The organism is Nitrospiria bacterium, from assembly GCA_035498035.1.
GTDB lineage: Bacteria > Nitrospirota > Nitrospiria > JACQBZ01 > JACQBZ01 > JACQBZ01.
Genome location: DATKAN010000038.1, coordinates 121,649 through 147,497, shown reverse-complemented (window position 1 = coordinate 147,497; position 25,849 = coordinate 121,649). Strand labels below are relative to the sequence as shown.

28 protein-coding genes, 3 tRNA genes and 1 other RNA gene are annotated in these 25,849 nt (G+C 57.4%); 7 read left to right on the top strand and 25 right to left on the bottom strand.

Annotated features, from left to right (window positions below; all coding sequences use genetic code 11):
- Both VMN77_08365 and prpB read left to right on the top strand, forming a co-directional pair.
- Positions 1–1,329, top strand: a 1,329-nt coding sequence (locus VMN77_08365; protein HTN43793.1) for an MmgE/PrpD family protein, incomplete at its 5' end; no start/stop codon positions are given.
- Positions 1,326–2,210: a methylisocitrate lyase gene (gene prpB, locus VMN77_08360; GenBank protein ID HTN43792.1), complete on the top strand. Its 885-nt coding sequence runs from the start codon at positions 1,326–1,328 to the stop codon at positions 2,208–2,210. The genes VMN77_08365 and prpB, both read left to right, overlap by 4 nt.
- 236 nt (positions 2,211–2,446) lie before the next feature.
- Here the strand turns inward: prpB and VMN77_08355 are convergent, their stop codons facing one another.
- The 19 genes from VMN77_08355 to VMN77_08265 all read right to left on the bottom strand — a co-directional run bounded on the left by VMN77_08355 (position 2,447) and on the right by VMN77_08265 (position 14,590).
- Positions 2,447–3,034, bottom strand: a complete 588-nt coding sequence (locus tag VMN77_08355) for a GTPase domain-containing protein (protein HTN43791.1) — start codon at positions 3,032–3,034, stop codon at positions 2,447–2,449.
- A 42-nt stretch (positions 3,035–3,076) separates the two neighbouring features.
- Positions 3,077–3,592, bottom strand: a complete 516-nt coding sequence (locus VMN77_08350) for a roadblock/LC7 domain-containing protein (protein ID HTN43790.1) — start codon at positions 3,590–3,592, stop codon at positions 3,077–3,079.
- 85 nt (positions 3,593–3,677) lie between these two features.
- The gene (locus VMN77_08345) at positions 3,678–3,962 is read right to left on the bottom strand and encodes a hypothetical protein (protein HTN43789.1); all 285 of its coding nucleotides are present in this window, start codon (positions 3,960–3,962) and stop codon (positions 3,678–3,680) included.
- A 27-nt stretch (positions 3,963–3,989) separates the two neighbouring features.
- Positions 3,990–4,802: a hypothetical protein gene (locus VMN77_08340; GenBank protein ID HTN43788.1), complete on the bottom strand. Its 813-nt coding sequence runs from the start codon at positions 4,800–4,802 to the stop codon at positions 3,990–3,992.
- A gap of 75 nt (positions 4,803–4,877) precedes the next feature.
- On the bottom strand, positions 4,878–5,099 hold the full coding sequence (locus tag VMN77_08335) for a pyruvate ferredoxin oxidoreductase (GenBank protein HTN43787.1): 222 nt from the start codon (positions 5,097–5,099) through the stop codon (positions 4,878–4,880).
- A gap of 82 nt (positions 5,100–5,181) precedes the next feature.
- Complete coding sequence (locus tag VMN77_08330) at positions 5,182–5,868, bottom strand: 2-oxoacid:acceptor oxidoreductase family protein (GenBank protein HTN43786.1); 687 nt, start codon at positions 5,866–5,868, stop codon at positions 5,182–5,184.
- A gap of 111 nt (positions 5,869–5,979) precedes the next feature.
- A complete protein-coding gene (locus tag VMN77_08325) occupies positions 5,980–6,876 on the bottom strand; it encodes a thiamine pyrophosphate-dependent enzyme (GenBank protein HTN43785.1) in 897 nt (298 codons plus the stop codon).
- Positions 6,877–6,913: 37 nt separating this feature from the next.
- Positions 6,914–8,140, bottom strand: a complete 1,227-nt coding sequence (locus VMN77_08320; protein HTN43784.1) for a transketolase C-terminal domain-containing protein — start codon at positions 8,138–8,140, stop codon at positions 6,914–6,916.
- Between the two features lie 2 nt (positions 8,141–8,142).
- Positions 8,143–8,808, bottom strand: coding sequence for a carbon monoxide dehydrogenase beta subunit family protein (locus tag VMN77_08315; GenBank protein HTN43783.1), 666 nt, complete (start codon positions 8,806–8,808; stop codon positions 8,143–8,145).
- A 115-nt stretch (positions 8,809–8,923) separates the two neighbouring features.
- On the bottom strand, positions 8,924–9,679 hold the full coding sequence (locus VMN77_08310; protein ID HTN43782.1) for a hypothetical protein: 756 nt from the start codon (positions 9,677–9,679) through the stop codon (positions 8,924–8,926).
- Between the two features lie 173 nt (positions 9,680–9,852).
- Complete coding sequence (recR, locus tag VMN77_08305; protein ID HTN43781.1) at positions 9,853–10,458, bottom strand: recombination mediator RecR; 606 nt, start codon at positions 10,456–10,458, stop codon at positions 9,853–9,855.
- 23 nt (positions 10,459–10,481) lie between these two features.
- On the bottom strand, positions 10,482–10,796 hold the full coding sequence (locus tag VMN77_08300) for a YbaB/EbfC family nucleoid-associated protein (GenBank protein HTN43780.1): 315 nt from the start codon (positions 10,794–10,796) through the stop codon (positions 10,482–10,484).
- Positions 10,797–10,834: 38 nt separating this feature from the next.
- Positions 10,835–12,592 carry a DNA polymerase III subunit gamma/tau gene (gene dnaX / locus VMN77_08295; GenBank protein ID HTN43779.1) on the bottom strand — a complete coding sequence of 586 codons (1,758 nt, stop codon included), beginning with the start codon at positions 12,590–12,592 and terminating at the stop codon, positions 10,835–10,837.
- A gap of 161 nt (positions 12,593–12,753) precedes the next feature.
- Positions 12,754–12,852, bottom strand: an RNA gene (ffs, locus tag VMN77_08290) — signal recognition particle sRNA small type.
- Positions 12,853–12,993: 141 nt separating this feature from the next.
- A tRNA-Ser gene (locus VMN77_08285) sits at positions 12,994–13,083 on the bottom strand.
- A 105-nt stretch (positions 13,084–13,188) separates the two neighbouring features.
- Positions 13,189–13,280: transfer RNA gene (locus VMN77_08280), tRNA-Ser, on the bottom strand.
- 81 nt (positions 13,281–13,361) lie between these two features.
- Positions 13,362–13,838, bottom strand: a complete 477-nt coding sequence (gene tadA, locus VMN77_08275) for a tRNA adenosine(34) deaminase TadA (protein ID HTN43778.1) — start codon at positions 13,836–13,838, stop codon at positions 13,362–13,364.
- Between the two features lie 114 nt (positions 13,839–13,952).
- Positions 13,953–14,026, bottom strand: a tRNA-Arg gene (locus VMN77_08270).
- 48 nt (positions 14,027–14,074) lie between these two features.
- Positions 14,075–14,590 (bottom strand): DUF2155 domain-containing protein, encoded by a 516-nt coding sequence (locus VMN77_08265; protein HTN43777.1) that lies wholly within the window; start codon positions 14,588–14,590, stop codon positions 14,075–14,077.
- Positions 14,591–14,792: 202 nt separating this feature from the next.
- Between VMN77_08265 and typA the strand changes: the two genes are divergently transcribed.
- Positions 14,793–16,622 (top strand): translational GTPase TypA, encoded by a 1,830-nt coding sequence (gene typA / locus VMN77_08260; GenBank protein HTN43776.1) that lies wholly within the window; start codon positions 14,793–14,795, stop codon positions 16,620–16,622.
- Positions 16,623–16,653: 31 nt separating this feature from the next.
- Here the strand turns inward: typA and VMN77_08255 are convergent, their stop codons facing one another.
- From VMN77_08255 to VMN77_08235, 5 genes are all read right to left on the bottom strand, one after another.
- On the bottom strand, positions 16,654–17,571 hold the full coding sequence (locus VMN77_08255) for a GGDEF domain-containing protein (GenBank protein HTN43775.1): 918 nt from the start codon (positions 17,569–17,571) through the stop codon (positions 16,654–16,656).
- 95 nt (positions 17,572–17,666) lie between these two features.
- A complete protein-coding gene (locus VMN77_08250) occupies positions 17,667–19,004 on the bottom strand; it encodes a glycerate kinase (GenBank protein HTN43774.1) in 1,338 nt (445 codons plus the stop codon).
- Entirely contained in the window at positions 19,004–19,648 is a 645-nt protein-coding gene (fsa, locus tag VMN77_08245; protein HTN43773.1) for a fructose-6-phosphate aldolase, read from the bottom strand. The genes VMN77_08250 and fsa overlap by 1 nt, the downstream gene beginning before the upstream one ends.
- Before the next feature lie 62 nt (positions 19,649–19,710).
- Positions 19,711–19,980: a hypothetical protein gene (locus VMN77_08240; GenBank protein HTN43772.1), complete on the bottom strand. Its 270-nt coding sequence runs from the start codon at positions 19,978–19,980 to the stop codon at positions 19,711–19,713.
- 1 nt (position 19,981) lies between these two features.
- Positions 19,982–20,611, bottom strand: coding sequence for a tetratricopeptide repeat protein (locus tag VMN77_08235; GenBank protein ID HTN43771.1), 630 nt, complete (start codon positions 20,609–20,611; stop codon positions 19,982–19,984).
- Positions 20,612–20,800: 189 nt separating this feature from the next.
- On the opposite strand from VMN77_08235, the gene VMN77_08230 reads away from it, so the two are divergent.
- The gene (locus VMN77_08230; GenBank protein ID HTN43770.1) at positions 20,801–21,643 is read left to right on the top strand and encodes a DMT family transporter; all 843 of its coding nucleotides are present in this window, start codon (positions 20,801–20,803) and stop codon (positions 21,641–21,643) included.
- On the opposite strand, the gene uvrC is transcribed toward VMN77_08230, so the two are convergent.
- The gene (gene uvrC, locus VMN77_08225; GenBank protein ID HTN43769.1) at positions 21,603–23,450 is read right to left on the bottom strand and encodes an excinuclease ABC subunit UvrC; all 1,848 of its coding nucleotides are present in this window, start codon (positions 23,448–23,450) and stop codon (positions 21,603–21,605) included. The genes VMN77_08230 and uvrC overlap by 41 nt on opposite strands.
- A 100-nt stretch (positions 23,451–23,550) precedes the next feature.
- Between uvrC and VMN77_08220 the strand changes: the two genes are divergently transcribed.
- From VMN77_08220 to dapB, 3 genes are all read left to right on the top strand, one after another.
- Positions 23,551–23,940: a VOC family protein gene (locus tag VMN77_08220; GenBank protein HTN43768.1), complete on the top strand. Its 390-nt coding sequence runs from the start codon at positions 23,551–23,553 to the stop codon at positions 23,938–23,940.
- Between the two features lie 127 nt (positions 23,941–24,067).
- The gene (gene dapA / locus VMN77_08215; GenBank protein HTN43767.1) at positions 24,068–24,952 is read left to right on the top strand and encodes a 4-hydroxy-tetrahydrodipicolinate synthase; all 885 of its coding nucleotides are present in this window, start codon (positions 24,068–24,070) and stop codon (positions 24,950–24,952) included.
- Positions 24,953–25,039: 87 nt separating this feature from the next.
- Positions 25,040–25,846: a 4-hydroxy-tetrahydrodipicolinate reductase gene (gene dapB, locus VMN77_08210; GenBank protein ID HTN43766.1), complete on the top strand. Its 807-nt coding sequence runs from the start codon at positions 25,040–25,042 to the stop codon at positions 25,844–25,846.
- Positions 25,847–25,849: the final 3 nt, after the last annotated feature.

Sequence of the window (25,849 nt, the reverse complement as noted above, 5' to 3'; positions counted from 1 at the left end):
GATCTGCCGCGCGACGTGGTCCACGAAGTCAAGCGGCGTGTGATCGATTCGATCGGCTGCGCGCTCGGGGCGTTTGATTCCGACCCCTGCCGTATCGCCCGTACGGCAGCTCGATTTGTGAAGAGCCGTTATCCGGCGACCGTCCTCGGCACAAACCATACCTCCGCGCCCGACCTGGCCGCCTTCGCCAACGGGACGATGATCCGTTATTTCGACTACAACGACACCTATCTGTCGAAAGAGCCGGCCCATCCCAGCGACAACATCGCGGCCGCGCTGGCCGTGGCCGAGGCGGAAGGCCGGAACGGCAAAAACCTGATCACGTCCATCGTGATCGGTTATGAGATTCAATGCCGCCTCTGCGATGCGGCCGCGCTGCGCACGCGGGGGTGGGATCATGTCACCTATGGTCCGTTGTCCACATCACTGATGGCCGCAAAACTGATGGGGCTCTCGGAACCAGAGATGGTCCATGCGCTCGGCCTGGCCGGGGTTCCCAATGTGGCGATGCGCCAGACGCGCGTCGGGGAACTTTCGATGTGGAAAGGCTGCGCGTTTGCGAATGCCGCGCGGAACGGAATCTTTGCGGCGCTTCTGGCCAAACAGGGAATGACCGGCCCGGCGCCGTTGTTCGAGGGGGAAAAAGGGTTCTTCCGACTGGTCACCGGCCCGTTCGACCTTCCGACGCTGGGAGGTAAGGGAACCCCGTTTAAAATCCTGAATACGTATATTAAATTTTACCCGGCCGAATACCATGCACAAAGCGCCATCGAGGCCGCGCTCCTTCTTCGGAAAAAGATTGATCCAAAGGATATTGGTGCGATCGAGGTCAAGACGTTTGACGTCTCGGTCGAGATCATCGGGAGGGATCCCGAGAAATGGCATCCCCGCAGTCGGGAGACGGCGGATCACAGTCTGCCCTATCTTGTCGCGGTGGCCCTCATGGACGGCGCGGTCGGGCTTGATCAATTTACGGATGCGCGGATCGCGGATCCACGACTCCGTGCGCTGATTCAAAAAGTGTCCGTTACGGACGATCCCGAATTTAACCGGGCCTATCCTGAGTCGATGCCGAATCAAGTCCTGGTGAAGACGGTCGACGGACAGTCTCATTCTCTCAAAGTCACCTATCCCAAGGGACATCCGAAACGTCCGCTGTCGGACAACGAAGTGGAGGCGAAATTCATTTCACTGACCGAACCGAGGCTTTCCAAGAAACAGATCCGAAAAATCCTGGATCGGCTTTGGAAGTTGGACACCTTAAAAAAGATGGACGATCTGCTCTCGCTTTGCGTCGTCCCCGTCAAACGAAAAGGACAGCCGGCATGACTTCCGCTTCGCAATTACGCAAGCGACTCGCTCAGGGGGTGGTCGTCGCCCCCGGCGTGTTTAATGCCATTACGGCCACGATGGTGGAGCGCTCCGGCTTTCAAGCGGCTTATCTCTCCGGAGCGGGACTGACAAACGGAATGACCGCCATGCCGGACATCGGACTCCTGACAATGACCGAGCTTGCGCAGCAGACCGCCTACATCACCTCCGCCGCGCGTCTCCCCCTGATCGTCGATGCGGACACCGGATTTGGCGGTCCGCTCAGCGTGGCCCGAACCGTTCGCGAGCTGGAACGCGCCGGCGCCGCGGCCATCCAAATCGAAGACCAGCGAGATCCGAAACGATGCGGGCATCTGGCCGGGAAGCGATTAGTCCCGGCCAAAACGATGGCCGAAAAGATCCGCTCGGCCGCAAAAGCACGGAAGGATCCCGATCTCATCATTATCGCGCGGACGGACGCGCGAGGGGTGGAGGGGTTGGGGGCCGCGATCGACCGGGCCCGGCAATACCGCGACGCCGGCGCGGACATGATTTTTCCTGAAGCACTGGAGTCGGCCGCGGAATTTTCCAAGTTTGCGAACCGTGTTAAGGGGCCTTTAATGGCCAACATGACCGAGTTCGGGAAAAGTCCGTACCTGTCAGTTCGGGAGTTTGACCGGATGGGCTATCGCTTGGTTATCTTTCCGATGACGATCTTCCGTGTCATGATGAAAGCGGCCGAGTCCGCGCTGCACGAACTGAAACGAGGCGGAACCCAACGGAGTCTATTAGGCGAGATGCAAACGCGGAAGGAACTGTATGAGCTGCTGGATTACGAGCGGTACGAAAAGATGGAGGAAGAAGTTTCACGCGGTCAATCGCGAAGACGATCCCGATAATGTGTTCCCGCGGTCCGACCCGAACCTGTAACCAAAACGGTACAAGTAAATAATCGAGAAGAGCGACGGAATGGGATGGAGGTGAAAAGAGGAAGGTTTTCAGAAAAACGATCAGATTGGCAACCGGCGGCCGTCTTCCCAGCTTCACGTTCCGAAGCCTCTAAGGTTGAAGATCGGGAAATTCCGTTGGCTCTTAAGCGAAAGGATGAACGCTATAAAAAATGTTTAAAGGTTTCTTACGAACCCTTCTTAATCTCCAGGATGACCTGTTTGGCAATCTCTTTCAACGTCTCGAAGATTCCCTGCCCTTGCGGAGCGACCGCTTCGAAGGAAGGGACTCCTTTGGGATTTAACGCTTGATTTAGTTCATCCAACGAAACGGCACTGGGGAGATCGCGTTTATTGTACTGGACGACAAACGGAAGGTTGTCCAGATTATACCCCTGTTCCTGGAGATTCCGCCGCAGGTTGTCCATGCTTTCGATGTTTGCCTCCATCCGTTCCGCCTGAGAATCCGCCACGAACACCACGCCGTCCACGCCTTTTAGAATCAACTTTCGACTGGCATCGTAGAACACCTGACCGGGAACGGTGTAGAGATGGAACCGGACCTTGAAGCCCTTGATGTTTCCGAGCGCCAGAGGAAGAAAATCAAAAAAAAGCGTCCGCTCGCTCTCGGTGGCGAGGGAGATCATTTTCCCCTTGCTGTCGGGGTTCGTCTTTTTATAAATGTACTGAAGATTGGTCGTCTTCCCGCCGAGTCCGGGACCGTAAAAAACGATCTTGCAGTTAATCTCGCGTGCTGAATAGTTGATAAACGACATGCCAACCCGTTCCCCGGTTAAACTCCAACCGATTGCGTGAAATCAGCCGAACAACTTTTCAATATCATCTTCCGTAATCTCGGCAAAGGGAGACTTCGAATCTTCCTTGGACGGCCCGCCGGCCGCTCCGGCCGGGGCCTTGGCCTGATCCACTTTTTGCAGGATCTTTTGCAGGATTTGGCCCAGGACCTCCACGCTTTTTTTGACCCGAAGACGCACCAGCCCCAGCGAAGACCGTTGGTCGAAGATCACCACGAGAATCACCCGGCCGACCAGCGAAATATGAATATTGTCCCGCTCCCCCTCGTGAAACAAGATCGAGAAATCCTTCTCGCCCAGCAGCTTGGCCATCCCGCCGGTCGCGGCGATATTGCCCGCCGTCAAAGAGGCCAAAGAGGTTGTGTCCAGGTTATCCGTTTCGCCGATCGCCGAAATCAACTGACCGTTCTTGTCGACCAGAAAGGTGACCTTGGCATTGGCCTGTTGATGAAGCCGACGGAGTTCCGCGTCGATCTGCTTGAACTCCTCTTCGTACATGATCAATCCAGGATCGGGCATACTTCAACCTCTCCCGCGGTTTAGAAAAATCTATGGAATTATAGAGGAATTAGAAGGAGGTTGCAAGCGTCACGACAAGGGCGGGTCAAGGTCCGGAGGGATTCTCATCCCATACGGCCCCCTCGTCTAAGAATCCGCCCTCCTCTTCGGAGGCGCCGGAGGGCTCCGTCAACTGGGCATAGTGGCGGGCCCATGTGATATAGATATTTCCGCTGTCGCGCATGGCCGAACAGGCCTTCGTCCACTGCTGCAGCCCTTGCGCGTCGCCGGCCTCCCGCAACTCCGCCGCGCGTTTCTCAAAAACCCGGTTGACATTTTCGATCGCCCGGGTCACTTCGAGGATGGACTCCCGGATTTCTTGTTGATTCACGGCGGATTTCCTGAAGCCTTCGGCGGGTTAACCGGCCATCAATAGGGAATCAATAACGGCGCCGAAGAACGAGGTTTCGAAGTTATGATGATGGTGCAGGAACTGCTCCAATACGAAGCGGCCCCGTTTGACGGAATCCTTCTGGTCCGACGGATCGGTCGCCTTCAGGAATATCCTGGCCGCCTCCCGATAACGGGCGAGGCCCTCTTTCGTGAGAAGATCGATGCGCGTCCCGTACGGGGTATTCCGATCGTCGATGCGAACGTCTTCCCCGGCGATGGACAGCGTCAAATGCTCTTTTTCAATATACCGACCTGCAATCTGAATATAGTTCTTCTCTTCCGCACCGACGGGCCGGTTTCCTATCCGATATTCACCGTCCCGCAGATGACGGACCAGCGCGTAATCCTTCCCGATCGTGGTGTCCCGGACCGTGATGAACCACTCGCCCTTCTTTGCATCCCGGATAAAGTAAACCGAGAGAACTCCGATATTAAGTCGAAAGATCGGCGACTTAAACCGGTATCGGACATTTCCCATCCCCCCGATAAAGGCGTGCTCGATACTCTTTTCGGATTCGAAGAAGAGCCGGCACTTGAAAAGGCCGTCCGCGACCTCCGTGACCTGACCCGCATCGGCCAACTGACGCAGATAGGACGACACCTGCTCCACGGCCTGCGCCTGCTTCTGCGGATCTTTGGGGGATTGCAACTTGAGAAGCTGGACCAGATCTTCAACCGAGAAGGCCCGATGGGGTTCTCGTTCCAAGGCCCTGAAGACGAGGTCCTTTAAACTGGGCGGCGCGGTGCTCGGAGCTTGCGGTTTTGTCGTTGTCTCCATGATCTCTCCCAATCCACGAGGAATCAAAACCCAAACGGCAGGGACGCGCGGGGGCTTTGCGGTTGGTGGTCGTAATCACCCTTGATAGGCTTGGCCGAGCGCGGCCGCTTCCGCCTTGTGCTTGTCCAGCATAATCTCGCCGGTGGCCCCATCGACCGGAGCCATGATGATCGCGTTGTGCTTGGCGGCGTCACAAACCACAACGCAGAGTTCGCATCCTTTGCAGCGCTCAATGACCACAAAAGCCTTCATCTTCCGCGTATCGAGCTTGATGCAGTCAGCCTCCGGGCAGTACATGATACAAAGCCGACATCCTTTATTGGCGACACACTTGTCATCTTCTACATACGCGATATTATACACGGCATTGATCCTCTTGTTAGACGGCCATGACCAATTTCTGGCTCTCGGCCCAGGCGGAGGCCACATCATACGATTTCTTGATCGTGGCCATGTTTTTCGCCAACAACTGCTCTTTCTTGGCAAACTTCTTTTTGATCGCCTCATCCAGCGTGGCCGTTCCCCCGGAGGCCACGTACTTCTTGCCGAACCGGTCCTGAATCGCCTGGTCCACCGCCTCCATCGTCACCACTTTGGAAATGCCGGTGACCGCACCGATCATGGCCATATTCGTGGAGAGCTCGGTCCCGGCGATCTCCAGCGCCATTGCCGTGCCGTCAAACGTGTAGACAGACACGTTCAATCCTCTCAGATGCTCTTTGTCCTCATCGTTCAGCAGGTCCGAATTGGAATTTATTATCAGCAATCCGTTCTTCTTAATGCCCGAGTAGAACGGAGCGGTGTAACTCTTCTGGAGGGTAATCACCTGGGGGTGGAATACCATGATAATATCCGGATAGACCAACTCTCCCCGATCATAAATCCGCTCGGAGCCGATCCGGCAGTAACTCTCGGCCGGGGCCATCCGTTTTTCGGCTCCGAAAAAGGGATTGGAGATCGAAAATTTCCCGTCCTTGTTTGCGGCCATCGCCATCACGTGGGCCGAGGTTACTACTCCCTGCCCGCCCAGTCCGGACATTCGAATGTTAGTGCGCTTCTTCAACATGGTCGTACCCCCTATTATCTGTGGGGGCCCATGCGGATGGAACCTGACAGGTCCTCCGATGCCCCCATACCCCGAGCCTCTCGCGGCAAAGCCGCGAACCGGCTCCTTTTTTTATGCGGCCGGCTGGGCCGCCGTGATGGCTGCGGTCTTTTTCTTCGCCTCGATGTCGGCCAGGTACTGTTTGGCCTCATCGGTGATGTACTCTTTGTAGTTGAAGCGTTCGCCCGGTTTCTCGGAGTCGCGCATCTCTTGTAGACCTTCCATGCTGTTCTTGCCAATCTCGAGAATGCAGGGCGTATACATCTGAATATACGTCGGCCCCACTTCGCGGGCCAGCAGCACCGCATTCTTGATCACCTTCTCGACCAAGGAAGGCTTGCTGACTGTCAGGTTGACGACGTAACAACAGCCCGATTCCCGTGCGATCTCGGGCAACCGAACCTTGTCGAACTTCTTGCCCGTCGGAGCCATTTTGGCCACGAAACCCTTTCGCATCAGACCGGATTCCTGTCCGCCCGTGTTGGCATAGAGCTCGTTGTCAAAACAGATCGTCGTGAATTTCTCCTGTCGGAACCAGGCCTGCAGCGTCATGTCGAGGCCGATGTCCACGGTCGCCCCGTCGCCGGCCAGCACCACCACGTCCTTGATCCTGTCCGGGAATCGGACGGTCAGGGCCCGCTTAAGCCCACTGGCGATCGCATTCTGGTTGCCGAACAACGAATGGATGTTATGCACCGCCACCATGGGAAAGACGAGGCTGGTGCAGCCGGTCGAACCGACCATCACCGTGTCTTCCGGATTGGGAAGCGAGGCGAGGATGTATCGGAAGGCCATGGATTCGGGGCAGCCGGCGCAAAGCGAATGTGCCTCGATCAACTCCTTGCTGTTCCCGATGTCCTTCCACCCGCGGTCTTCATTCCCGTAGGTCGACTGCTCGACCAGATCGCGATACTCCGGCGGCATGATGTCATAGAACTCCGGACAAATCTGAATCTTTTCTTTGCTCATGACGCTTCTCCTTATTTTCTCTTTAATCCGTTAGAAATCAGCTGCCCCGTCCTGCCAGTGTCGCCACGTGCCGACCCAAGGTTTTCTGGATCTCTTCCGCGATGACTTCCGCCGGCATCGTCATTCCACCCGCCACATGGGGCCCGGCGATAATTCGATGGTTATTTGGAAGGGCGGCCTTCAACTCCTGAGCCAGCCACCCGATGACATTGAACTCAGGCACGAAAATATGCTTGGCATTCTTTGTGGCCTGACGCAATTCTTCAAACGGGAAAGGTCTCAGGCTTTTCACCTTTACCAAGCCAACCCGAATACCCTGATCTTCCAGCAGACGAATCGCTTCCCGACCCTGGGACACGGCCGTCCCGGATGCTACGATCAATATCTCAGCATCTGTGTTCTCGGTCTCTATCAAACCCCCGATCAATGGGATCGTATGTTTTCGAGATCGCTCACAGGCCGACCGGGTTTCTTCCTGCCAGGAGGCATGAGTCATGTAGCTGATGTAATTGGACTTCATAATAAAAGGATCACGCATCATGCGAACAGGCGGGCATTCCATATCCATGCAGACGACCGGCGAACGATAGGGATCATAGGGGGGAAGGCACATTTCCGGCGGCGTTAGCATCACCGTGTCCTTGGTATGGGTCACGAAAAACCCGTCGCAGCAAAGCGCGAGGGGAAGATGAACGTCGGGTTGTTCGGAAACGATGTAGCCCATCAACATCCAATCAAAAAAGTCCTGGGCCGTCTCTGCATGCCACACCAGCATCCCTGTTCCTAACAGAAAGTACATCTCCAATGTGTCCGGCTGGATGCTCAGGGGCGAATTGATGCCCCGACAGGTCACAATCATCTGGATCGGCAATCGCGCCCCCACCCACATGGGGAAATTCTCGAAGGCCCGCATCGTGCCCGGTCCTGCCGTCGTTGTAAAAACCCTGGCCCCGCCGAATGCCGCACCGGCGCACTGGCTCATCACGGCAAATTCGCTTTCGCCACGCATATAATCGGCCACATATCCTTCCGCGTACAGCTCTCCGATCAAGGCAGCCGCTTCGCTCTGGGGCGTGATGGGATAGGCCACCATCACATCGACGCTGGCCCGGCGGATGGCCTCCTTGATCACCTCGCTACCGGTATAAAAAGCTGCGGTACGAGGGGCCTTGAAAAAGAGATCGTTAGGGTCGGTGTAGGTCTGGCCCTTTTTGTTTTGTTTGCCGATCAGGCTTTTCTGGGCTTCGGAAAGTTCGTTTGCCATGGTTAGCCTCCTCCATCGGATAATTTTGCAAATGCGTTGTCCCGGTGTCGTTCGTCCCCGTTCCCGGTCGTCGACTCGGCGGGTCGGACCCAGGGGGTCCCTTTGAGTTTGCTGACCCACTCGGCCAATCGAAGGATCTTTTCGGGCGAAGTATCCCGGATCGTGAGATTGGCGTCCTCATGACCGGCTTGGGCGCAAAGCGCAATCGTAAAACAACTCGTCCCGCCCCGGATAATCTTCAGAGAAAGATTGGCCATGTGACAGTGAACGCCGACAAAGATGCAGACGTCTTCCTTGTTGTGCCAAATTGTCAGGTTGGGGTGATTGGGGTTGATCTCCACCTCGGGATTGATCTTGGGATACTTGGGCCGATAGTCGGCCATCGGGATGATCCGGGCCGGTATAACATCGGCCAGGACCTTAATGGCCTTCGCCTTTTTGGCGGCTTTCTCGTTCCAGTTCCAGAGCACCAGCGGTCCCGGATGAATGGTGGGATTCTTCGCCTCGATCAACTTCCGGGCCGCAAATTCGAGCGCCGCCTCCTCCGAGACGATCTCGCCCTCGATGTGGCCCTCCCCGGGCTCCGGAAGAACGATTCCCATCCGGGCGGCGCCGGGAGTAAAATAGGCCTCGGGGCCCGCCATCACTTTATATTTATCCGACTCCATAAGGCATCCTTTCTAAGGTCCCAGGAATAACCCTGTTCAAACGTTTGTTTCCGGGTTTCTTCGTCAGGGTTGTTATGTAATTTAAACGCGTTCCGCATCGTTTGTCAACGCCTTTTTAGCGTCTTTTCACCGAAACTGAAACAGGGTGTTCCATTTTTATTGCCAAGTGCCTCTGGCGACCGTTTTCCTGAATATGGCGAAGGATTTTCTCGACCCCCTGCGCCGTCCATTCCTCCGGATAGGGTTTCGCAATCACCGAAAAGATCTTGGGCACCCGGTGAATTTCCGGAAAGCTCTCCGCGCCGGTCAGAGCATCCAAGAAAGCGGCTTTGACACAAGCGGCCAACACCCCCAGGGGTTTATTCGGCTCCTCCGCCTCGATGACACCAATGGTCTTGGCCTCTTTTAATGCCGCCACAACGGAACCGGCCGGGAAAGGAACCCCGTCAATCACTTGGAACAACCCCAACCGGATTCCGGTATGACGATGGACCCGATCCACCGCCATGCGCAAAGAGTCTTCCCACGTTTCACGCGTGATAAATACCGTATCCGCATCCATCAATCCATAGGACTTGATCAGGTCATCCCCCCTCCACACCGGGGTGGGTGAAACCCAGGTTATGGAGTCTTCTTCACCGTCCGCCGTATTCCCGGATAACCCGCCATCCATTGGAACGGCGGTCCCGCGAATCAACCGGAACTCATTGACCTTGTCCGGCGAATATCGTTCCATGACCTTCAAAAATTCTTCCATCGAAAGTTGAAGCACGGCCGCCATGGCTGGCCACTTTGTAATCGGCAAAGGAGCGATGCCATATTCGAAATTGTAAATCGCAGAAACGCGTTTGTAGCCCAATGATTCAGCCATTTTAAAAGGGCTGATCTCCTTCTGAAGCCGATAGTGCCGCAGCCATTCTCCAAACGTCTTGAATTGCATGGAATTTCAATCCGAGTTACTAATTGTATGTAACAATTTAACACGCGATGTGACCTTAGTCAAGCGGTTTTTTAGATAAAATTAAGCCCAATAAGAATAGCGACTTATGCCAGTTCGCGGCGGCCTTCGAGGGATTTAATGAGGGTGACTTCATCGGCGTATTCTAAATCCACACCGACCGGAATCCCGTAGGCAATACGCGTCACCTTCACCCCGGTGGGTTTTATGAGGCGGGTTAGGTAGATCGCAGTCGCCTCCCCTTCGATGGTCGGATTGGTGGCGATAATGACTTCTTTGGTCTCGCCCAACTTCAACCGGTCGAGTAGAGATTGGGCTTTAATTTCGGCGGGTCCTCGGCCGTCCAGGGGCGAAAGACTTCCGACCAGGACATGGTATAACCCCTTGTACTCACCCGTGCGTTCGATGGCGAACAGCGTGCTCGCCTCTTCGACCACCAGAATCCGGGTCCGATCCCGCAAGGAATCGGTGCAGAAGCGGCAGACCTCCGCTTCGGAGATGTTATTGCACCACCGGCAGAACCGAAGGCGTTCCTTGACATCCAAGACCGCCTGAGCCAACCCATGGGCCTCCTCGGCGGGCATCTTTAGAAGAAAAAAGGCCAGGCGCTGGGCCGTCTTTCGACCGATGCCCGGGAGTTTCCGGAGTTCTTCAATGAGTCGGTCGAGTGGGTTTTGAGACATTACTTTCATCGGCAAATTTCCCCTAAATAAGGTTACGGGAACAGGCCCGGTATCTGGATTCCACCCGTCAGGGTTTTCATCTGCTCGGCCATGAGTTCCTGTGCCTTGCGCCGCGCCTCATTGACGGCCGCGAGAACAAGGTCCTGAAGCATTTCGACCTCCTGCGGATTGACCACCTCCGGATCAATCTTGATCGATACGATCTCCTGCCTTCCGTTTGCGACCACGGTCACCATCCCTCCGCCCGCGGTGGCTTCAACCGTCTTTTGACCGGCTTCCTCCTGAAGCCGGGCCAGTTTTTCCTGAAGGGCCTGAGCCTGTCTCATCATGTCCCCGAATTTAGTCATATCTTCCTCGTTGAAAGTAACGGACTGATTCAGCCGGTTTAGGGTTCTTTAATATCGATCACTTCACCGCCCAGAATATTCAGGGCTTCTTTGACCAACGGATGGGCCATGCTTTCCTGCTGGATCCGCTTGCGCTGAAGTTGACTTTGTTGTTCGTGTTGGAGTTTGAGTCGTGTGCGCTCGGCGGCCGATCGTTCCCGGCGAACCACCTTCAATTCAACCGGTTTTCCGAAAACCTCCCGGAGCGCCGATGCGATGACCGCCTGGGTCTCGTCTTTCTGGATGAAATCCGCAAAGACAGCCGCTCCCTCGTCATAGCCGATCACCAAAATATCTTTTTCATTCCCCGGGATCCATTCCTGGACAACCCCTTTCTCCAGATAGGAGCCAACGTTGGGTCTTTCTTGGAGGAGTCGCTTCACGACCGCGCCCCAGCGCTCCAAAGGCAATCCCGGTCTGCCCGATTCTTCGGAATTGATCTCGATGGGCTTGACCCGGGCCGGTCCGGGTTGGGGGGGCTGAACTTCGGACTTCGGATCCGGATCGGTCGTCGGGCTGGCTTGAACCTTCGGCCCCGCGGCCCGGACCTCCAACGGCCCGGCTATGGGGACTCGGGTGTCTTGGCTTGTGGTACTTCCATCCTGGAGAGACCGTTCGAGATGCTGAAGCCGTTCCAGCAACCTTTCAAACGATTCAAGAGGTTGAATCTGGGTGGCGCGAATCACGGCCATCTCTAGAACAAAAACGGGATGGGCCGCTCCCCGAAACGACTCCAAGGCCATGGAGAATACACCAAAAAGCCGTTGCATCTCCTCGAGGCTTGCCCAGGAGGAAAGCTGCCGGATTTCTTCCACCTCTTCCGAGGACAGATCGATCATCTCCTCCGGCGCGGCCGTCGATTTGGCCATCACCAGGTGACGGAGATATTCCAGAAGCTCCCCGGTAAACTGCCGGTAGTCCATTCCCTGATCGGCCAGCTCTTTGACCCGTCGCAGCGCCTCGGACGTTTGGCGGCGGAGGATCGCCATCACCATGGACATCAGCAACTCTCGACCGGCCGCCCCAAGGATCACCTGAAGGTCCTGATCGCTCACCTCTTTGCCGCCGTAAGCCACGCCCTGGTCCAAGAAGCTCAGCGCATCGCGCAGGCTGCCGTCGGCGGCCTTCGCGATCATGCCCAGGCCGGGCCCTGAGATGCGGACGCCCTCCTCCCGAATGATGCGCTCCAGCTGGGCGATGATCTCCTGGCGCGTGATGCGTTTGAAACGAAAATGTTGGCAACGGGACAGGATCGTGGAGGGAATTTTGTGATCTTCCGTCGTGGCAAAGATGAAGATCACATGGGACGGCGGCTCTTCCAGAGTCTTCAACAAGGCATTGAAGGCCTCCTTCGTCAGCATATGGATTTCATCGATAATGTAAATGCGGTATTTCCCGGCCATGGGCGCGTATTTCAGGACCTCCCGCAATTCACGCACCTCATCGATCCCGCGGTTGGAGGCCCCGTCGATCTCGACCACGTCCGGCGACTGGCCGCCGGTGATGGCCCGGCAGGAAGGACAGTCCTGGCACGGGGCAACCGTCGGTCCTTTGACCGCGGTCTCGCAGTTTAAGGACTTGGCCAGAATCCGGGCCATCGTGGTTTTGCCCACCCCGCGCATCCCGGAAAACAGATAGGCATGCGCGATCCGCCCCTGTCGAATCGCGTTGGTCAGGGTTCGGGCGACATGGGTTTGTCCCACGACCTCTTCAAAGGTTTGGGGACGCCATTTGCGGGCCGAGACTTGGTAGTCCATAATTAATATGAATCCCGTTGCAGCCGTAGAGACATTGAGAGCCGGTCCGACCGACCGGCAATCGAACATTTGAGCCATAGATAGCGGACCGCAATGCGAGCCATATCCAATGTTCCATTCTCTACGGCTCCATTGCTCTGGAATTTTGCGAAGCAAAAATTCAAGGCCAGGCGACCTGCGGCACCCAGAAGTATTTGCTTACCGTTGCTTCCTTCCGGACCTGGCGGGGTTTGCAAGCTTCCGTCGCACAGGGCCCGGCCTTTTTAAAACGATTTACAATTTACCAAAATTTCCCGCCCAATCGGGCAGATCGCGAATGGTAAACGGACCGCAATGCGAGCCATATCCAATGTTCCGTTGTCTATGGCTCCATGGCCCTTAATATTTGCGGAGCAAAAATTCGGAGAGGGAGGGATTCGAACCCTCGAGGAAGCTTTTGACCCCCTACACGCTTTCCAGGCGTGCCAGTTCAGCCGCTCCTGCACCTCTCCTTTTTTAAACCATTTACGATTTACTATTCACCATTCACCAAATTTTCCGCAGGCACCTTAATTCGTAAACAGTAAAATGGGAGAAAATTTTCCTGCGGAAAATTTTGGCGGAGAGGGAGGGATTTGAACCCCCGGTGGAGTTTCCCCCACAACTGCTTTCGAGGCAGTCGCCTTCAGCCGGGCTCGGCCACCTCTCCATAAAAATTGCTCCGCAATTTTTGGAGCATTGGAAAATGGATCAATAGACGATGATGAAGGCTTTGCCGTTCCAATGCGGTCTATGGCTCCATCGCTCCATTTTCTTCCCTGCGATTCGCAAAAAATTTCTTCAGAACGGATTGACATTCCTCCTGCAGAACACCGCGAACGACTTCGATGCGATGATTCAGTCGAGGCTCTCTCACGATTTCAAACACGGAACCGCATGCGCCGGCCTTCGGATCTTCGCAACCGTACACCAGGCGGTCGATGCGGGCCAGCATCAGCGCGCCGGCGCACATGGCGCAGGGCTCCAGGGTGACGTACAGCGTCGCGCCCGTCAATCGCCAGCGGCCAAGTCTTCGAGCCGCCTCGCGAAGGACCAGCATCTCGGCGTGAGCTACTGGATCTTGCAGCCCCTCCCGCAGGTTGTGTGAACGCGCAATGATTTCTCCATTATGGACCACGAGCGCACCGACAGGAACTTCGCCATTCTCCATCGCCCGACAGGATTCTTCTAAAGCCAGAGACATGAACTTTTTGTCCACATTAATCATGGTTGAGCAATAGAACAATAGAAAATTGACCGCAATGTGAGCAATATCCGATGTTCTATTGTCTATTGCTCCATCGCTCTGAATTTTTGTCCGCTCAAGGCGGACAAAAATTCATGCGCCCGGAGGGATTTGAACCCCCGGCCTTCTGATTCGTAGTCAGACGCTCTATCCAACTGAGCTACGGGCGCGATGCATCCACAATTGAAGCAGGGGCGTACGGCCGTACGATCCGGTCATCACGACGCCGCCACGCTGTCGCGCAGGGTGATGCTATACCGCTCGTGCTGAAACGGGTGCACCGCCGGGAAGAGTTGGAACAGCCAACCGTTGAAAACCTCTTTGCCGTCGTCCAAGATCCGCACATGTACGGCGGGGTTCTTCAACTCGTTCGAAGCCGTCGTAAACGACGACCCTTCGATCTTGAGATCGGGCAGGAATTCCTCCGCCTGGACCACCAAGGTGGAGGACGGAATCGCCAATTCCCCCCCCAACTTCACGACATACTCCTGTGCTTGGTTCGCTTTCTTGTCTTCGACCTGAAGCTTGACAGCCGTCCACTTCCCTTTCAGGGCTTCCGGAACCACGGTCGGGGCCGTGCCCGAAATGGGGGGAACGTCCGTCGGGAGGGCTTGTCGGGAAACCGAGGGCGGTGCGGCCTGGGGTTGAGGAAGGGCGGTCTCCTTCTTCTGACAACCCCCCATGATAATCACGACGGCCAAAATCCCGACAGCCGTCTTTCGAAATTTCTTCATCCACCCTCCATGGCCTTTAATGAATGCTCGAGTGTATTCTAAGGAAAACCCAATACGATTGCAATGAAAAAAGCCGCCTTCCGCGCGCGTTACAATCGATCGCCTTGACGCCAGGCTCGAGACCTGTTAAGATAACATCAGCCCCAAATCTGCTTGGGGTTTTTTGTTGCCCAATCGACGAACCGAAAGGATTGATGATCAAATGACTGTAGTTGCACGGCGAACCGACCTACGAAATATCGCGATCATTGCGCATGTGGACCATGGAAAAACGACCCTTGTCGATCGTATGCTTCAGCAGGGCGGTGCTTTCCAAGCGCATGAGACGGTGGGGGAGCGGGTTTTGGATTCGAATGCCCTGGAGCAGGAGCGCGGGATCACGATTCTCGCCAAGAACACCGCGATCCGTTACAAAGATTATAAGATCAACATCGTCGACACGCCCGGCCACGCCGATTTCTCGGGGGAGGTGGAGCGGATCCTGACCATGGTGGACGGCGTCCTGCTCGTGGTGGACGCGTTCGAGGGCCCCATGCCCCAGACGCGATTCGTACTGCGAAAGGCGCTGGAACTGGATCTCCAACCGATCGTCGTCATCAACAAGATCGATCGCGCCGATGCCCGACCGGTCGAAGTTTTAAATCTCGTATTCGATCTGTTCATGGAACTCAATGCCACCGATGAACAGATGGATTTCCCGGTCGTGTACGCCTCGGCCAAGACCGGCGTGGCGAAATACGCGCTGGGGGATCCCGGCTCCGATCTGATCCCCCTGTTTGAAACGATCCTCTCCAAGATCCCACCGCCTCCCGCGGAGGAAGCCGCCCCCCTCCAGCTTCAGATCACCATGCTGGACTACGACAACTACATCGGTCGAATCGCCCTCGGTCGGGTCGTTCGGGGGAGGATCCGGCTCAATGAAATCGTCGCGCGGGTCCGCCCGGACGGGCACGTCGAGACCGGAAAGATCAGCCGACTGATGGGGTTCGAGGGATTAAAACGGATCGAAATCCTTGAAGCGCGCAGCGGCGACATCGTGGCCGTGGCCGGGCTGGAGGATATTCAGATCGGCGACACGGTGGCGGATATGGAAAAGCCCGAGCCGCTGCCGCCGCTGGCGATCGGCGAGCCGACCATCTCAATGCTCTTCATGGTCAACACCTCTCCGTTTGCCGGACGCGAGGGGAAATTCGTCACATCCCGGAACCTCCGGGAGCGTCTTTTCAACGAATTGCGCTCGAACGTTGCGCTACGCGTGGAGGAGACCGACAGCATGGACGCCTTCCGGGTTTCGGGCCGCGGGGAACTGCATCTGTCCATCCTGATCGAGAACATGCGCCGCGAGGGCTACGAGCTGGCCGTCTCGAGGCCGGAGGTCATCTTCAAAGAGGTCGACGGCCGGCGGATGGAACCCATCGAACAGGTTTACCTTGATGTCGAAGAATCCTACGTCGGGATCGTGATGGAGCGGCTAGGACCGAGGCGGGCGGAGCTGAAGAACATGGTCAATCACGGCAACGGCTGGGTTCATCTCCTGTTCGAAATCCCCGCCCGCGGGCTGTTCGGCTATCGAAGCGAATTCCTGACCGATACGAAGGGCACCGGCATCCTGAACCAGATGTTCCTGAACTATCAGCCCTACCGGGGCGAGATTCCGACGCGAAATCGCGGGGTGCTGATTTCGATGGAAGAGGGCGAAGCCGTCCCCTACACGATGGACAATATCCAGGAACGGGGCTCGCTTTTCGTCCGCCCGGGCGACCGGCTTTACGAGGGCATGATCGTCGGCGAGAATTCACGCGCCGGCGATATTGTCGTGAACCTCTGCAAGAAGAAACACCTCACGAATATCCGTTCCTCGGGCGCCGAGGAAGCCATCGTTCTGACTCCGCCGAGGCTTCTGACGCTCGAGCAGGCGATCGAGTTCATTTCGGACGATGAACTGGTCGAGGTCACCCCATCCTCCATCCGCCTCCGGAAAAAACTCTTGTCCGAGCACGACCGCAAACGGGCCCGGAACAAAGCCGAGTAAAACCCAGCGAGCCCCTCTGACCAGACGCGGATTATTCCTGGGCGTAGATGACGATCCGGTCTTTGCCCTGACGCTTGGCCGAGAACAGCGCCGCATCCGCCGCGGTCACCAACTCCTCGACCGAATGCCCGTCCCAGGGAAAGGTCGCGAGACCGACCGACAGGGTGATCCGAACGGTTTTGTTCTTGAATGCGAATCGGTGCTCCGAGATAGCGGCTCGCAGGTTTTCAAGATGAGTGAGGATCGCCTCCGTTTCGAGGTCCGGAACCAAGGCGATAAATTCATCTCCCCCATAGCGGCCGACCTCCCCGAGCGGGCCCAGCCGCTCGTGCATAATCCGGCCGACGCGCTTGATCAGAAAACTTCCGGCCAGATGCCCGTGCTTCTCGTTGACGCCTTTGAGGCCGTCCAGGTCCATCATGAGGATGGCGACTCTCGATTGGCTGCGTTGCGCTTGTTTCAGCCGCCGTTCCGAACGCTCGTAGAAGGAATTGAGCGAAAGCAAACCGGTCAGTTCGTCCAGTTCCATCCGTCGCTGAATCTCCTGCTGGTACCGGTGGTCGGTCTCGTCGTGAAAGGTGAATTTGAGCATCGTGTTGCCGACCTGAATCTTGTCCCCGTCCTGAAGAAAGGCCTTTGAAATCCGCTCCCCGTTGACAAAGGTGCCATTGGTGGAATGCAGATCGACAATGACGTAATAGATCGCGTCGCCGTCCTCCGCTTTCTGCCGGTAGAGTTGGGCGTGACGCCGAGACACCATGGAGTCTCTCAGCGCGATTTGAGCCTCCACGTCCCGACCGATGGTTTTGTCCTCTTGGTCGAACTGGAACACCTTGCCGAGATCTCCGCCCGCCATCACGATCAGCGCGGGGGTCCCGCGGCCGGGTCGGACCCGGGAAGGCCGAAGGGTTTTAATGTTTACGGTCTGGGTCTGATCCTGTTGATCCATGGTATTTTTTGTGACGCCTCCCTGCGTCCTCACCAGCCGTCAGAATAGCCTTTCTGAACTGCCCCGTCAAGCAAAAGAGAGGGCGTTCGAAATTCCTACTCGATCAACATCAGGTAAAGATCGTTCACATTGGTCCCCGTCGGTCCGGTCTGGATCAATCCTTTGAGTTTCTTGAAAAAGCGGTAGGAATCGTTTCGAGCAAGAAAGCGATCCGGATCGAGGCCCATCCGGGCGGCCCGGAACAGCGTCGTATCATTTACCACCGCTCCGGCCGCATCCGTCGGGCCGTCGCGGCCGTCGGTCCCGAAGGCCGCCAGCGTCGTTCCATCGAGCCCGGCGATCTCCTTGGCGGCCGCAAGGGCCATCTCCTGGCAGCGGCCGCCTTTTCCGCGGCCCGCCACGGTAACGGTCAACTCCCCGCCCGCGACAAGGCACGCCGGGGCCCGAACCGGTTTCCCGATTCGATGCACTTCCCGTGCAAGCGAACCGAACAGCTTGGCGGCCTCACGGGCTTCCCCCTGCAGTTTGGTCGTCAAAACAAACCCATTCATCCCAAACAGGCGGGCCTGATCCGCGGCCGCCTCGATCGCGCTACGATTATCGCCGATAATGACGTTTTTCACCCGTTGAAATAACGGATCCCCGGGTTTCGGTGTTTCGGGTCGGGCCCCACGACGACCGGCCGCAAGATATATTTTCACTGCACGCGGCGTCTTGGTCCAGAGACGGTATTTTTTTAAAACCCCAATCGCACCACCAAACGTCGTCGAATCCGGCGCGGTCGGGCCGGAGCCGATCGCCTCCAGCGGACTTCCGACCACGTCCGACAGGATGAGCGAGACCACGCGAGCCGGAAGGCACCGTGCGGCCAGTTGTCCTCCTTTGAGCCGGGAAAGGTGTTTCCGGACGGCATTTAGTTCTTCGATCGTCGCTCCGGCGCGAAGGAGCCGGTCGGTGATCCTCTGCTTATCCCGGAGCGTTACCCCCTCTGCCGGATACGGCAGCAAGGCCGAGGCCCCGCCGGAGAGCAGAAACAGAACCAGATCATCCGGGGTCAAACCGGTCACAAGATCGACCATCCGGGCCGCAGCGGCCAATCCGGCTCGGTCGGGGATCGGATGAGCCGCCGAGAGGATTTTAATCCGCTTCAAAGCCTTGAACCGCCCGTCTTTAGAGACGACAAGACCCCCGGTAATTCGCGAACCGAGGAGGGACTCCACGGCCGCCGCCATCGCCGGGGCGGCCTTTCCGGCGCCGAGGACGATCAATCGGCGGCTCCCGTCAAGCTCATAGGAATATTCTTCGGGCTGATTCGCTCTTAGATCACTGACAACGAGGCGGGATTTTTTAAGCCTGAGCGACCGGTGGACGGCCGCGGCCGGATCGGCGGCCTTGAGCGCGGCTCGAAGAAGCCGGCGGATGACCTCTTGCATCAGCGCGGGACGCGTTCCCAGTCGGAAAGGAATTTTTTCAAGCCCGCATCCGTCAGGGGATGTTTGACCAGCTGCTGGATCACGGAAAAGGGCATGGTGGCGACGTCAGCCCCGGCCAGGGCGGCCTCGACCACATGCATCGGGTGACGGATGCTGGCGGCGAGGATCTCGGTTTTGTAGCCGTAGTTTCCGTAGATCGTCTTGATCTGCCGGATGATCTCCATTCCGGATTGACTGACGTCGTCCAGCCGTCCTATGAACGGGCTCAGATAGGTCGCCCCGGCCTTGGCCGCGAGCAGCGCCTGCGAGGGCGAGAAAGCCAGGGTCATGTTGACGCGGATGCCCTCACCCGTCAAGCGTTTACAGGCCTTCAGACCCTCCAGGATTGTCGGGAGTTTAACCACGATATTTTTGTGGATCTTGGACAGCTCGCGGCCTTCTTTTAGCATTCCGTCCAGATCGACACTGACCACCTCGGCGCTGATCGGTCCGTTGACGATCCGGCAGATTTCCTCCAAAATCGTGCGGAACGGACGGCCCTCTTTGGAAACCAGCGACGGGTTTGTGGTCACGCCGTCCAGAACCCCCATGGCGGCGGCGTCTTGAATTTCCTTGACGTTGGCGGTATCCAGAAAAAATTTCATGACACCCTCCTTTTACTCTGATCAGGGGGAGGCCTCACACCACCCCCAATAACCTCTTCCATTTATCCGGGTTGTGAACCCGCCCTTTTTTTATCATAGGCATCCGCACAGCCTTGACCGCAGAAATAGACTGTTTGCCCGTTGACGTTTTTTTCAATGGCTTGGCTCTTCGGAACGTACGTATCGCAGATCGGATCCTTGACCATTTCTCCCCCCATCCGCTCACGTTGTTTTCGTCGTTGACTCGACAGGGAAGAAAAACCGATCAACAGTCTTGCTACAAGGAAGAGCACAATAAACGAAATTAGGATGACCAGAAATCGCAAGGCCATCTTAGGACTTTTTCATCTGATCGATCTGCTTTTGGATTTCCGCCGCGTTCGGATGATTCGGATGGGCCTTCAAGAGCGATTCCCAGGCCTGGATCGCACCCGGATTGTCTTTTTTATCCTTCCAAAGAATCAGGCCGAGGTTGTAAAGGGCCGCCTCATGGTTCGGATCCTGGGCCACGACGGTCCTCAGTTCGCGCAAGGCCCCATCCACATCCCGGGTGTTGTAGTCGCTCGTGGCCAGATCGGTCCGGACCCCCGCATGGGTCGGATCGATTTCCAGATAACGCCTATAGTATTCCTTCGCCTGGACGAAGCGGTTGATGTCGTAATTGGCGTTGCCCAGGAAGAGCAGGGCCTCTTTGTCCTTGGGGTCCTTCTCCAGGCGCCGCTTGTAATCCATCACCACCGCCATAAATTTCGCCCCCTGTTCCATCAAGGGATCGCGTCCCGATGGAGAAGGCGCCCCCGCCGCTTGCGACGTCGTCGCTGCGGGCAGTCCCTGAGCCTGTACCGCGGGTGGCGACGGTAAGACGGATGGATTCGCGGAGGAAGCCTTTGAACCGCAAGCGGACGGGATCACGACCACAACCGTCAGGATCAACACATAAAATGAGGCCTGAAGACGACTCACATTCCGCTCCTTTGGGGGATCACGGCCATCTTATCCGATGCCCCCGGCGCTGTCAAGAAGGGATACAAATTCCCAGCGAGCACGGCGAGGGGGTGCGCCGGCCGGCGTGGCCAGCGCAGGGGACAACGTGAGCCCCTTAAAGGCAGATCAATTGACAGAACCCCTCCGTCCCTGTAGGCTAAACAAAAGATGACAAGACGTTCCGGAATGATGCTGATGCTTCTCGCCGCGGCCTGTATCGGCATCCAGGCCTACTTCGTCAAACGAGCCTCCGAATTCACCGGCGCGGCCGAGATCGCTTTCTTGCGATTCCTGGCCAGCTATCTCATCGTTCAGGCCGCGATCGCGGCCGGCTGGATCGAGATCCGTCTGGTCAACAGGCGTCTTGTTATGGCCCGCGGCATCCTGGGCGGCATCGGAAACCTGCTCTACTTCTACGCCGTCGCCGCCACGCGTCTGAGCAACGCCATGGTCCTGCTCTACACTTATCCCGTCTTCGCCAGCCTTTATGCCCAATGGTGGCAAGGAAAGGTTCTTTCCGGACGCATGATGTTCATCTTACTGGCCTCCTTCGTCGGCGTTTATCTGATCGTCGACCCCTCGTTCGATCGGCTGATGGGAGGCGATCTGCTGGGGATCGCCTCCGGAATGATGGTGGGCGGTGCGATCGTGTCGTTGAAAGAGTCTCGGAAAACCGACTCGGCCTGGACGATTTTTCATTACTTCAATATTGCCGGGATGGCGATCAGCCTGCCCCTGGTGATCGGCCAATGGACCCTTCCTCCGGTGGAAAGCTTGGGACCGCTCGCCGGGGTCGTCGTCTTTTCGATGCTGGGGCAGATCTGGATGACGGAGGCCTACCGGTATACCACGACGGCCGAGGGAAGCATCCTGTCTACCTTCGGCGCGGTCGTCGGCAGTGTGATGGGAATCTGGCTCCTGTCGGAGCCGGCCACGCCGGGCTTTCTTATCGGCGCGTTGCTTGTCGTGATCAGCGGGATTTATCTGACGGCTCGTGGTTCCGAGGAATAACCTCCGCATTTAATTTCTTGAGCACCGCTTCGGCCCGTTTTCGGGTCAGGCCCGGAACGGACAGCAGGTCCTCGATGGACGAATGCCGGATGGCCTCCAGGCTCCCGAATTTTTTCAGCAGGGCTTTCTTTCGGGCTTCGCCGATCCCTTCGACCTCATCCAAAACGGACAAAACAAGGTCCCGCCCGCGGAGCTTTCGGTGGTAGGTGATCGCGAAGCGGTGCGCCTCGTCGCGGATACGCTGAAGGAGATGGGTCGCGGCCGAGGCCGGCTCCAGAGCGATCGCCCCGGAGGCTTCCGGAAGGAAAACCCGCTCGAACTTCTCCCCTTTCTCCTTGGCCAGCCCGATGACGTCCCGGTCGGTCATTCCGACGATCCGCATCGCCTCCAACGCCGCCGAAAGCTGGCCCCGGCCCCCGTCGATCACGATGAGGTCGGGCAAAGGCTCTTCCCGCGTCCGCGCCCAGGAATACCAACGGATCAGCACCTCCTTCATCATGCCGAAATCGTTTGCGCCCCGAATTGTCCGGATCTTGAATTTTCGGTAGGCCGATTTTTTAGGCCGGTTGTCCTCCCAGACCACGCGCGACCCGACCGCCTGATCGCCCATGATGTTGGAGATATCGAACGCCTCGATCCGCAGGGGAAGCCTTTGAAGTCCCAAAATCCGCTGGAGTTCCTGAGAGGCCGCCGTGCCGGCCTGTCCAATCCTCAGATGCTCCTCCAGCGCGACACGGGCGTTCTCCTGCGCCAGCTCGACCAGATGCGACGCCTTCCCTCGCTGCGGCACGGTCAAGCGGACCGGCGTACCGCGTTTCTCCGACAACCATCGTTCCAGCAGCCCGGACTCGGCCGGCGCGACCGCGGCCACGACGATCGGGGGGACCAGACCCTCCTTATTGTAAAATTGCTGAATGAACGTGCCGTAGAGATCCTCTTCGGATGCATCGCCGGGAATCGTCATGAAAAAATCCTTTCGCCCGACCACCATCCCGCCGCGAATAAACAGCACCTGAAAATCGAGCGTCTCCCCGGCGCGGGCCGTCGCGATCACATCCAGGTCGGCCAAGTCGGTCGTGGTGATTCGCTGCCGTTCGAGCGTCCGTTCGATATGGGCGACCTGATCCCGGAGGCGGGCTGCTTCCTCAAAATTAAGCCGGGCCGCTTCGACCTCCATCCGGTTCTTCAAAATTTTGAGAAGCTCGTTGTCTTTGCCTTCAAGAAACAGGCGGACCTGCCCCATCATCTCCCGGTAACCTTCGCGGCTCTGATGACCGGTGCAGGGGGCCAGACAGCGTTTGATCTCGAACTCGATGCAGGCCCGCTCCGCCGTCCCGTCGATGACGATGTTGCAGTTGGGAAGCGGAAAGAGCCTTCGGAGGAGCCTCAACGTCTCGCGAAGGGCGTGCGTCGGAACATACGGGCCGTAATAGAGCGCGCCGTCCGGCTTGACCCGTCGGACGATCTCAAGCCGCGGGTAGTCGTCCTGCAGCGGCAGTCGCAGATAAGGGTAGTTCTTGTCGTCGCGAAGCACGACGTTGTATTTCGGGCGGTGCTTCTTGATCAGGTTGTTCTCCAGGATGAGCGCCTCGAGTTCGGTGGCCGTGACAAGGCATTCGACGTCGCCCACGTGATCCACCAGACTCCGGATGCGGGGTGTGAGCTGCGCGCCTTCTTGAAAATAAGATCGGACGCGATCGGAAAGCACCTTGGCCTTCCCGATGTAAAGAATCGTCCCCCCGCGGCCTTTCAGCAGATAGACGCCGGACTGAGACGGCAGATGGGTGAGTTTTTGTTGAAGGTCCATCAACAAATTATAATCCTCTACCACGCTTGGAATCAATTCCGTCGTTCCGCTTGCCAGAACCGACCTCATCTGTTATAGAATAGGAGCCACGGAGCCCCTTATGATCAAAAAACTGCTTCATACCCGGATGCGGGTCAATGACATGGAGGAGACCCTCCGTTTCTATCGGGACATTTTGGGATTGAAGGTGGTGGAACGAAGCCGGTCCCCGCGGGGGTCCGAGCTGGCCTTTCTTAAAACGCCGAACAGCGACGAACTGATCGAGATCTGCTCGTTTCCGACCAGCGGAAGGGTCCGGGTGCAGGAGGATCTTGTGCATCTCGCCTTCGAGGTGTACGACCTCGATCAAACCATCGCGCAACTCAAAGATAAAGGGATCCCGATCACGGACGGACCGACCGTCAGCTCGTCGGGAAGCCGCTTCTGTTTTATCGATGCCCCGGACCGGTACGAGATCGAGCTGATTGAGAAACCCCAAAAGAAAAAATGAGCCGCAGCACATCGGCCCGGCTTTGAAGAGCCGGATTGATTTTACCTTTCGACTTCCGTATGATAGATCCTCTTACAAAAGGGATGGAAAGGCTTCGCCGGGTTCCACCCATTAAAGGAGATACGCCATGTTTTCAGGTTCGATGGTCGCGATCGTCACCCCGTTCAGGAAGGGGAAACTGGACGAGAAGGCCTTTGCCGAACTGATCGAGTTTCAGATCGCCGGGGGCACGTCGGGAATCGTTCCGTGCGGAACGACGGGGGAATCGGCGACGCTCAGCCATGAAGAGCACAACCGCGTCATCGAAGCAACCGTAAAGATCGTTCGCGGGCGGGTGCCTGTGATCGCGGGAACCGGCTCGAACAGCACCGAAGAGGCCGTCGCCCTCACGCGCCACGCCAAGAAGGTCGGCGCGGACGCGGCCCTGTTGATCTGTCCCTACTACAACAAACCGACTCAGGAAGGCCTCTACCAGCATTTCAAGACGGTCGCCAAGGCGGTGAACCTCCCGCTGATGCCGTACAATATTCCCGGACGGACGGGCGTCAACATGCTCCCGGCCACCGTGGCCCGGCTGGTGGACCCGAAAACCGGAGCCAAAAACATCGTCGCGATCAAGGAATCTTCGGGGTCGCTGCAACAGATCAGCGAGGTGATGCGGCTGTGCGGCGACCGGCTGGCCGTCCTTTCGGGGGACGACGCCCTGACGCTGGCCATCCTCGCCCTCGGTGGACGCGGCGTGATCTCGGTCGCGGCCAATCTCATTCCCAAGGACTGCGCCGAGATGGTCAGGGCGGCCCTCAAAGGGGATTGGGACAAGGCCCGACGACTGCATTTCGGGATGTCTCCGCTGGTGGACGCACTCTTCGTGGAAACTAACCCGATCCCGGTTAAGACGGCGCTGGGATGGATGGGAAAATGTTCCGAGGAGGTCCGTCTTCCGCTCTGTCCGATGTCGGAGACAAACCAGGCCGCGCTGAAAAAGGCGATGAGGGAATACGGCCTGCTTTAGCCGATCGGCGGGCGTCCCAAGGACAGGATTCGCGGATTCAACAAACCCTAAGAGTCCTGGGCCGTCTATTTTAAAGGATTGGGATCGATGGTCAATGTCATCGTCATGGGCGCTTCCGGCAAGATGGGCAGCCGGGTTATCGCTTTGATGCGGGATAAGGCCAACGGCCTGCAGTTGTCCGCAGCCGTCGAGAAGTACGGCCTCCCGGCCGTCGGCAGGGATGCGGGAGACGTCGCCGGCTGCGGGCCTATGGGGATTTCCATTGGGCATGCGATCGGACCGGCCTTGCCGAAGGGCGATGTGGTGATCGATTTCACCGAGCCCTCCGGCACGATTGGAATCCTGCCGGAGGTGGCCGAGGCGGGAAAAGCAATCGTGATCGGCACGACCGGATTCTCCAATACCGAAATGGGGCAAATCCGCGACTTCGCAAAACAGATCCCCTGCGTGCTGTCGCCGAACATGAGCGTGGGCGTCAACCTGGTCTTCAAGATCCTGGCCGATACGGCCCGCGTGACCGGCGACGACTACGACGTCGAGATCGTCGAGGTGCATCACCGGTTAAAAAAGGACGCCCCCAGCGGGACGGCCATGAAGATGGCCGAGGTCGTCGCCGGGACATTGAAACGCGACCTGGACCGGGTCGGCGTATTTGGGCGAAAAGGAATGATCGGCGAACGGAAACCAAATGAAATCGGGATCCAGTCGGTTCGCGCCGGCGATGTGGTGGGCGAGCACACCGTGATCTTTGCCGGGCCGGGTGAACGAATCGAGATCACCCACCGGGCCCACAGCCGGGACAATTTCGCGCGGGGCGCCCTCGTCGCGGCGCGATGGGTTTCAGGCCGCCCGCCCGGGCTATACGACATGCAGGATGTCCTGGGGCTCAGATAGTCG

Coding starts and splice junctions, on each gene's coding strand:
- prpB (HTN43792.1), top strand. CDS start 1,326: ATGACTTCCGCTTCGCAATTACGCAAGCGACTCGCTCAGGGGGTGGTC.
- VMN77_08355 (HTN43791.1), bottom strand. CDS start 3,034: ATGTCGTTTATCAACTATTCAGCACGCGAGATTAACTGCAAGATCGTT.
- VMN77_08350 (HTN43790.1), bottom strand. CDS start 3,592: ATGCCCGATCCTGGATTGATCATGTACGAAGAGGAGTTCAAGCAGATC.
- VMN77_08340 (HTN43788.1), bottom strand. CDS start 4,802: ATGGAGACAACGACAAAACCGCAAGCTCCGAGCACCGCGCCGCCCAGT.
- VMN77_08335 (HTN43787.1), bottom strand. CDS start 5,099: ATGTACTGCCCGGAGGCTGACTGCATCAAGCTCGATACGCGGAAGATG.
- VMN77_08330 (HTN43786.1), bottom strand. CDS start 5,868: ATGTTGAAGAAGCGCACTAACATTCGAATGTCCGGACTGGGCGGGCAG.
- VMN77_08325 (HTN43785.1), bottom strand. CDS start 6,876: ATGAGCAAAGAAAAGATTCAGATTTGTCCGGAGTTCTATGACATCATG.
- VMN77_08320 (HTN43784.1), bottom strand. CDS start 8,140: ATGGCAAACGAACTTTCCGAAGCCCAGAAAAGCCTGATCGGCAAACAA.
- VMN77_08315 (HTN43783.1), bottom strand. CDS start 8,808: ATGGAGTCGGATAAATATAAAGTGATGGCGGGCCCCGAGGCCTATTTT.
- VMN77_08310 (HTN43782.1), bottom strand. CDS start 9,679: ATGGCTGAATCATTGGGCTACAAACGCGTTTCTGCGATTTACAATTTC.
- recR (HTN43781.1), bottom strand. CDS start 10,458: ATGAAAGTAATGTCTCAAAACCCACTCGACCGACTCATTGAAGAACTC.
- VMN77_08300 (HTN43780.1), bottom strand. CDS start 10,796: ATGACTAAATTCGGGGACATGATGAGACAGGCTCAGGCCCTTCAGGAA.
- dnaX (HTN43779.1), bottom strand. CDS start 12,592: ATGGACTACCAAGTCTCGGCCCGCAAATGGCGTCCCCAAACCTTTGAA.
- tadA (HTN43778.1), bottom strand. CDS start 13,838: ATGATTAATGTGGACAAAAAGTTCATGTCTCTGGCTTTAGAAGAATCC.
- VMN77_08265 (HTN43777.1), bottom strand. CDS start 14,590: ATGAAGAAATTTCGAAAGACGGCTGTCGGGATTTTGGCCGTCGTGATT.
- typA (HTN43776.1), top strand. CDS start 14,793: ATGACTGTAGTTGCACGGCGAACCGACCTACGAAATATCGCGATCATT.
- VMN77_08255 (HTN43775.1), bottom strand. CDS start 17,571: ATGGATCAACAGGATCAGACCCAGACCGTAAACATTAAAACCCTTCGG.
- VMN77_08250 (HTN43774.1), bottom strand. CDS start 19,004: ATGCAAGAGGTCATCCGCCGGCTTCTTCGAGCCGCGCTCAAGGCCGCC.
- fsa (HTN43773.1), bottom strand. CDS start 19,648: ATGAAATTTTTTCTGGATACCGCCAACGTCAAGGAAATTCAAGACGCC.
- VMN77_08240 (HTN43772.1), bottom strand. CDS start 19,980: ATGGCCTTGCGATTTCTGGTCATCCTAATTTCGTTTATTGTGCTCTTC.
- VMN77_08230 (HTN43770.1), top strand. CDS start 20,801: ATGACAAGACGTTCCGGAATGATGCTGATGCTTCTCGCCGCGGCCTGT.
- uvrC (HTN43769.1), bottom strand. CDS start 23,450: ATGGACCTTCAACAAAAACTCACCCATCTGCCGTCTCAGTCCGGCGTC.
- VMN77_08220 (HTN43768.1), top strand. CDS start 23,551: ATGATCAAAAAACTGCTTCATACCCGGATGCGGGTCAATGACATGGAG.
- dapA (HTN43767.1), top strand. CDS start 24,068: ATGTTTTCAGGTTCGATGGTCGCGATCGTCACCCCGTTCAGGAAGGGG.
- dapB (HTN43766.1), top strand. CDS start 25,040: ATGGTCAATGTCATCGTCATGGGCGCTTCCGGCAAGATGGGCAGCCGG.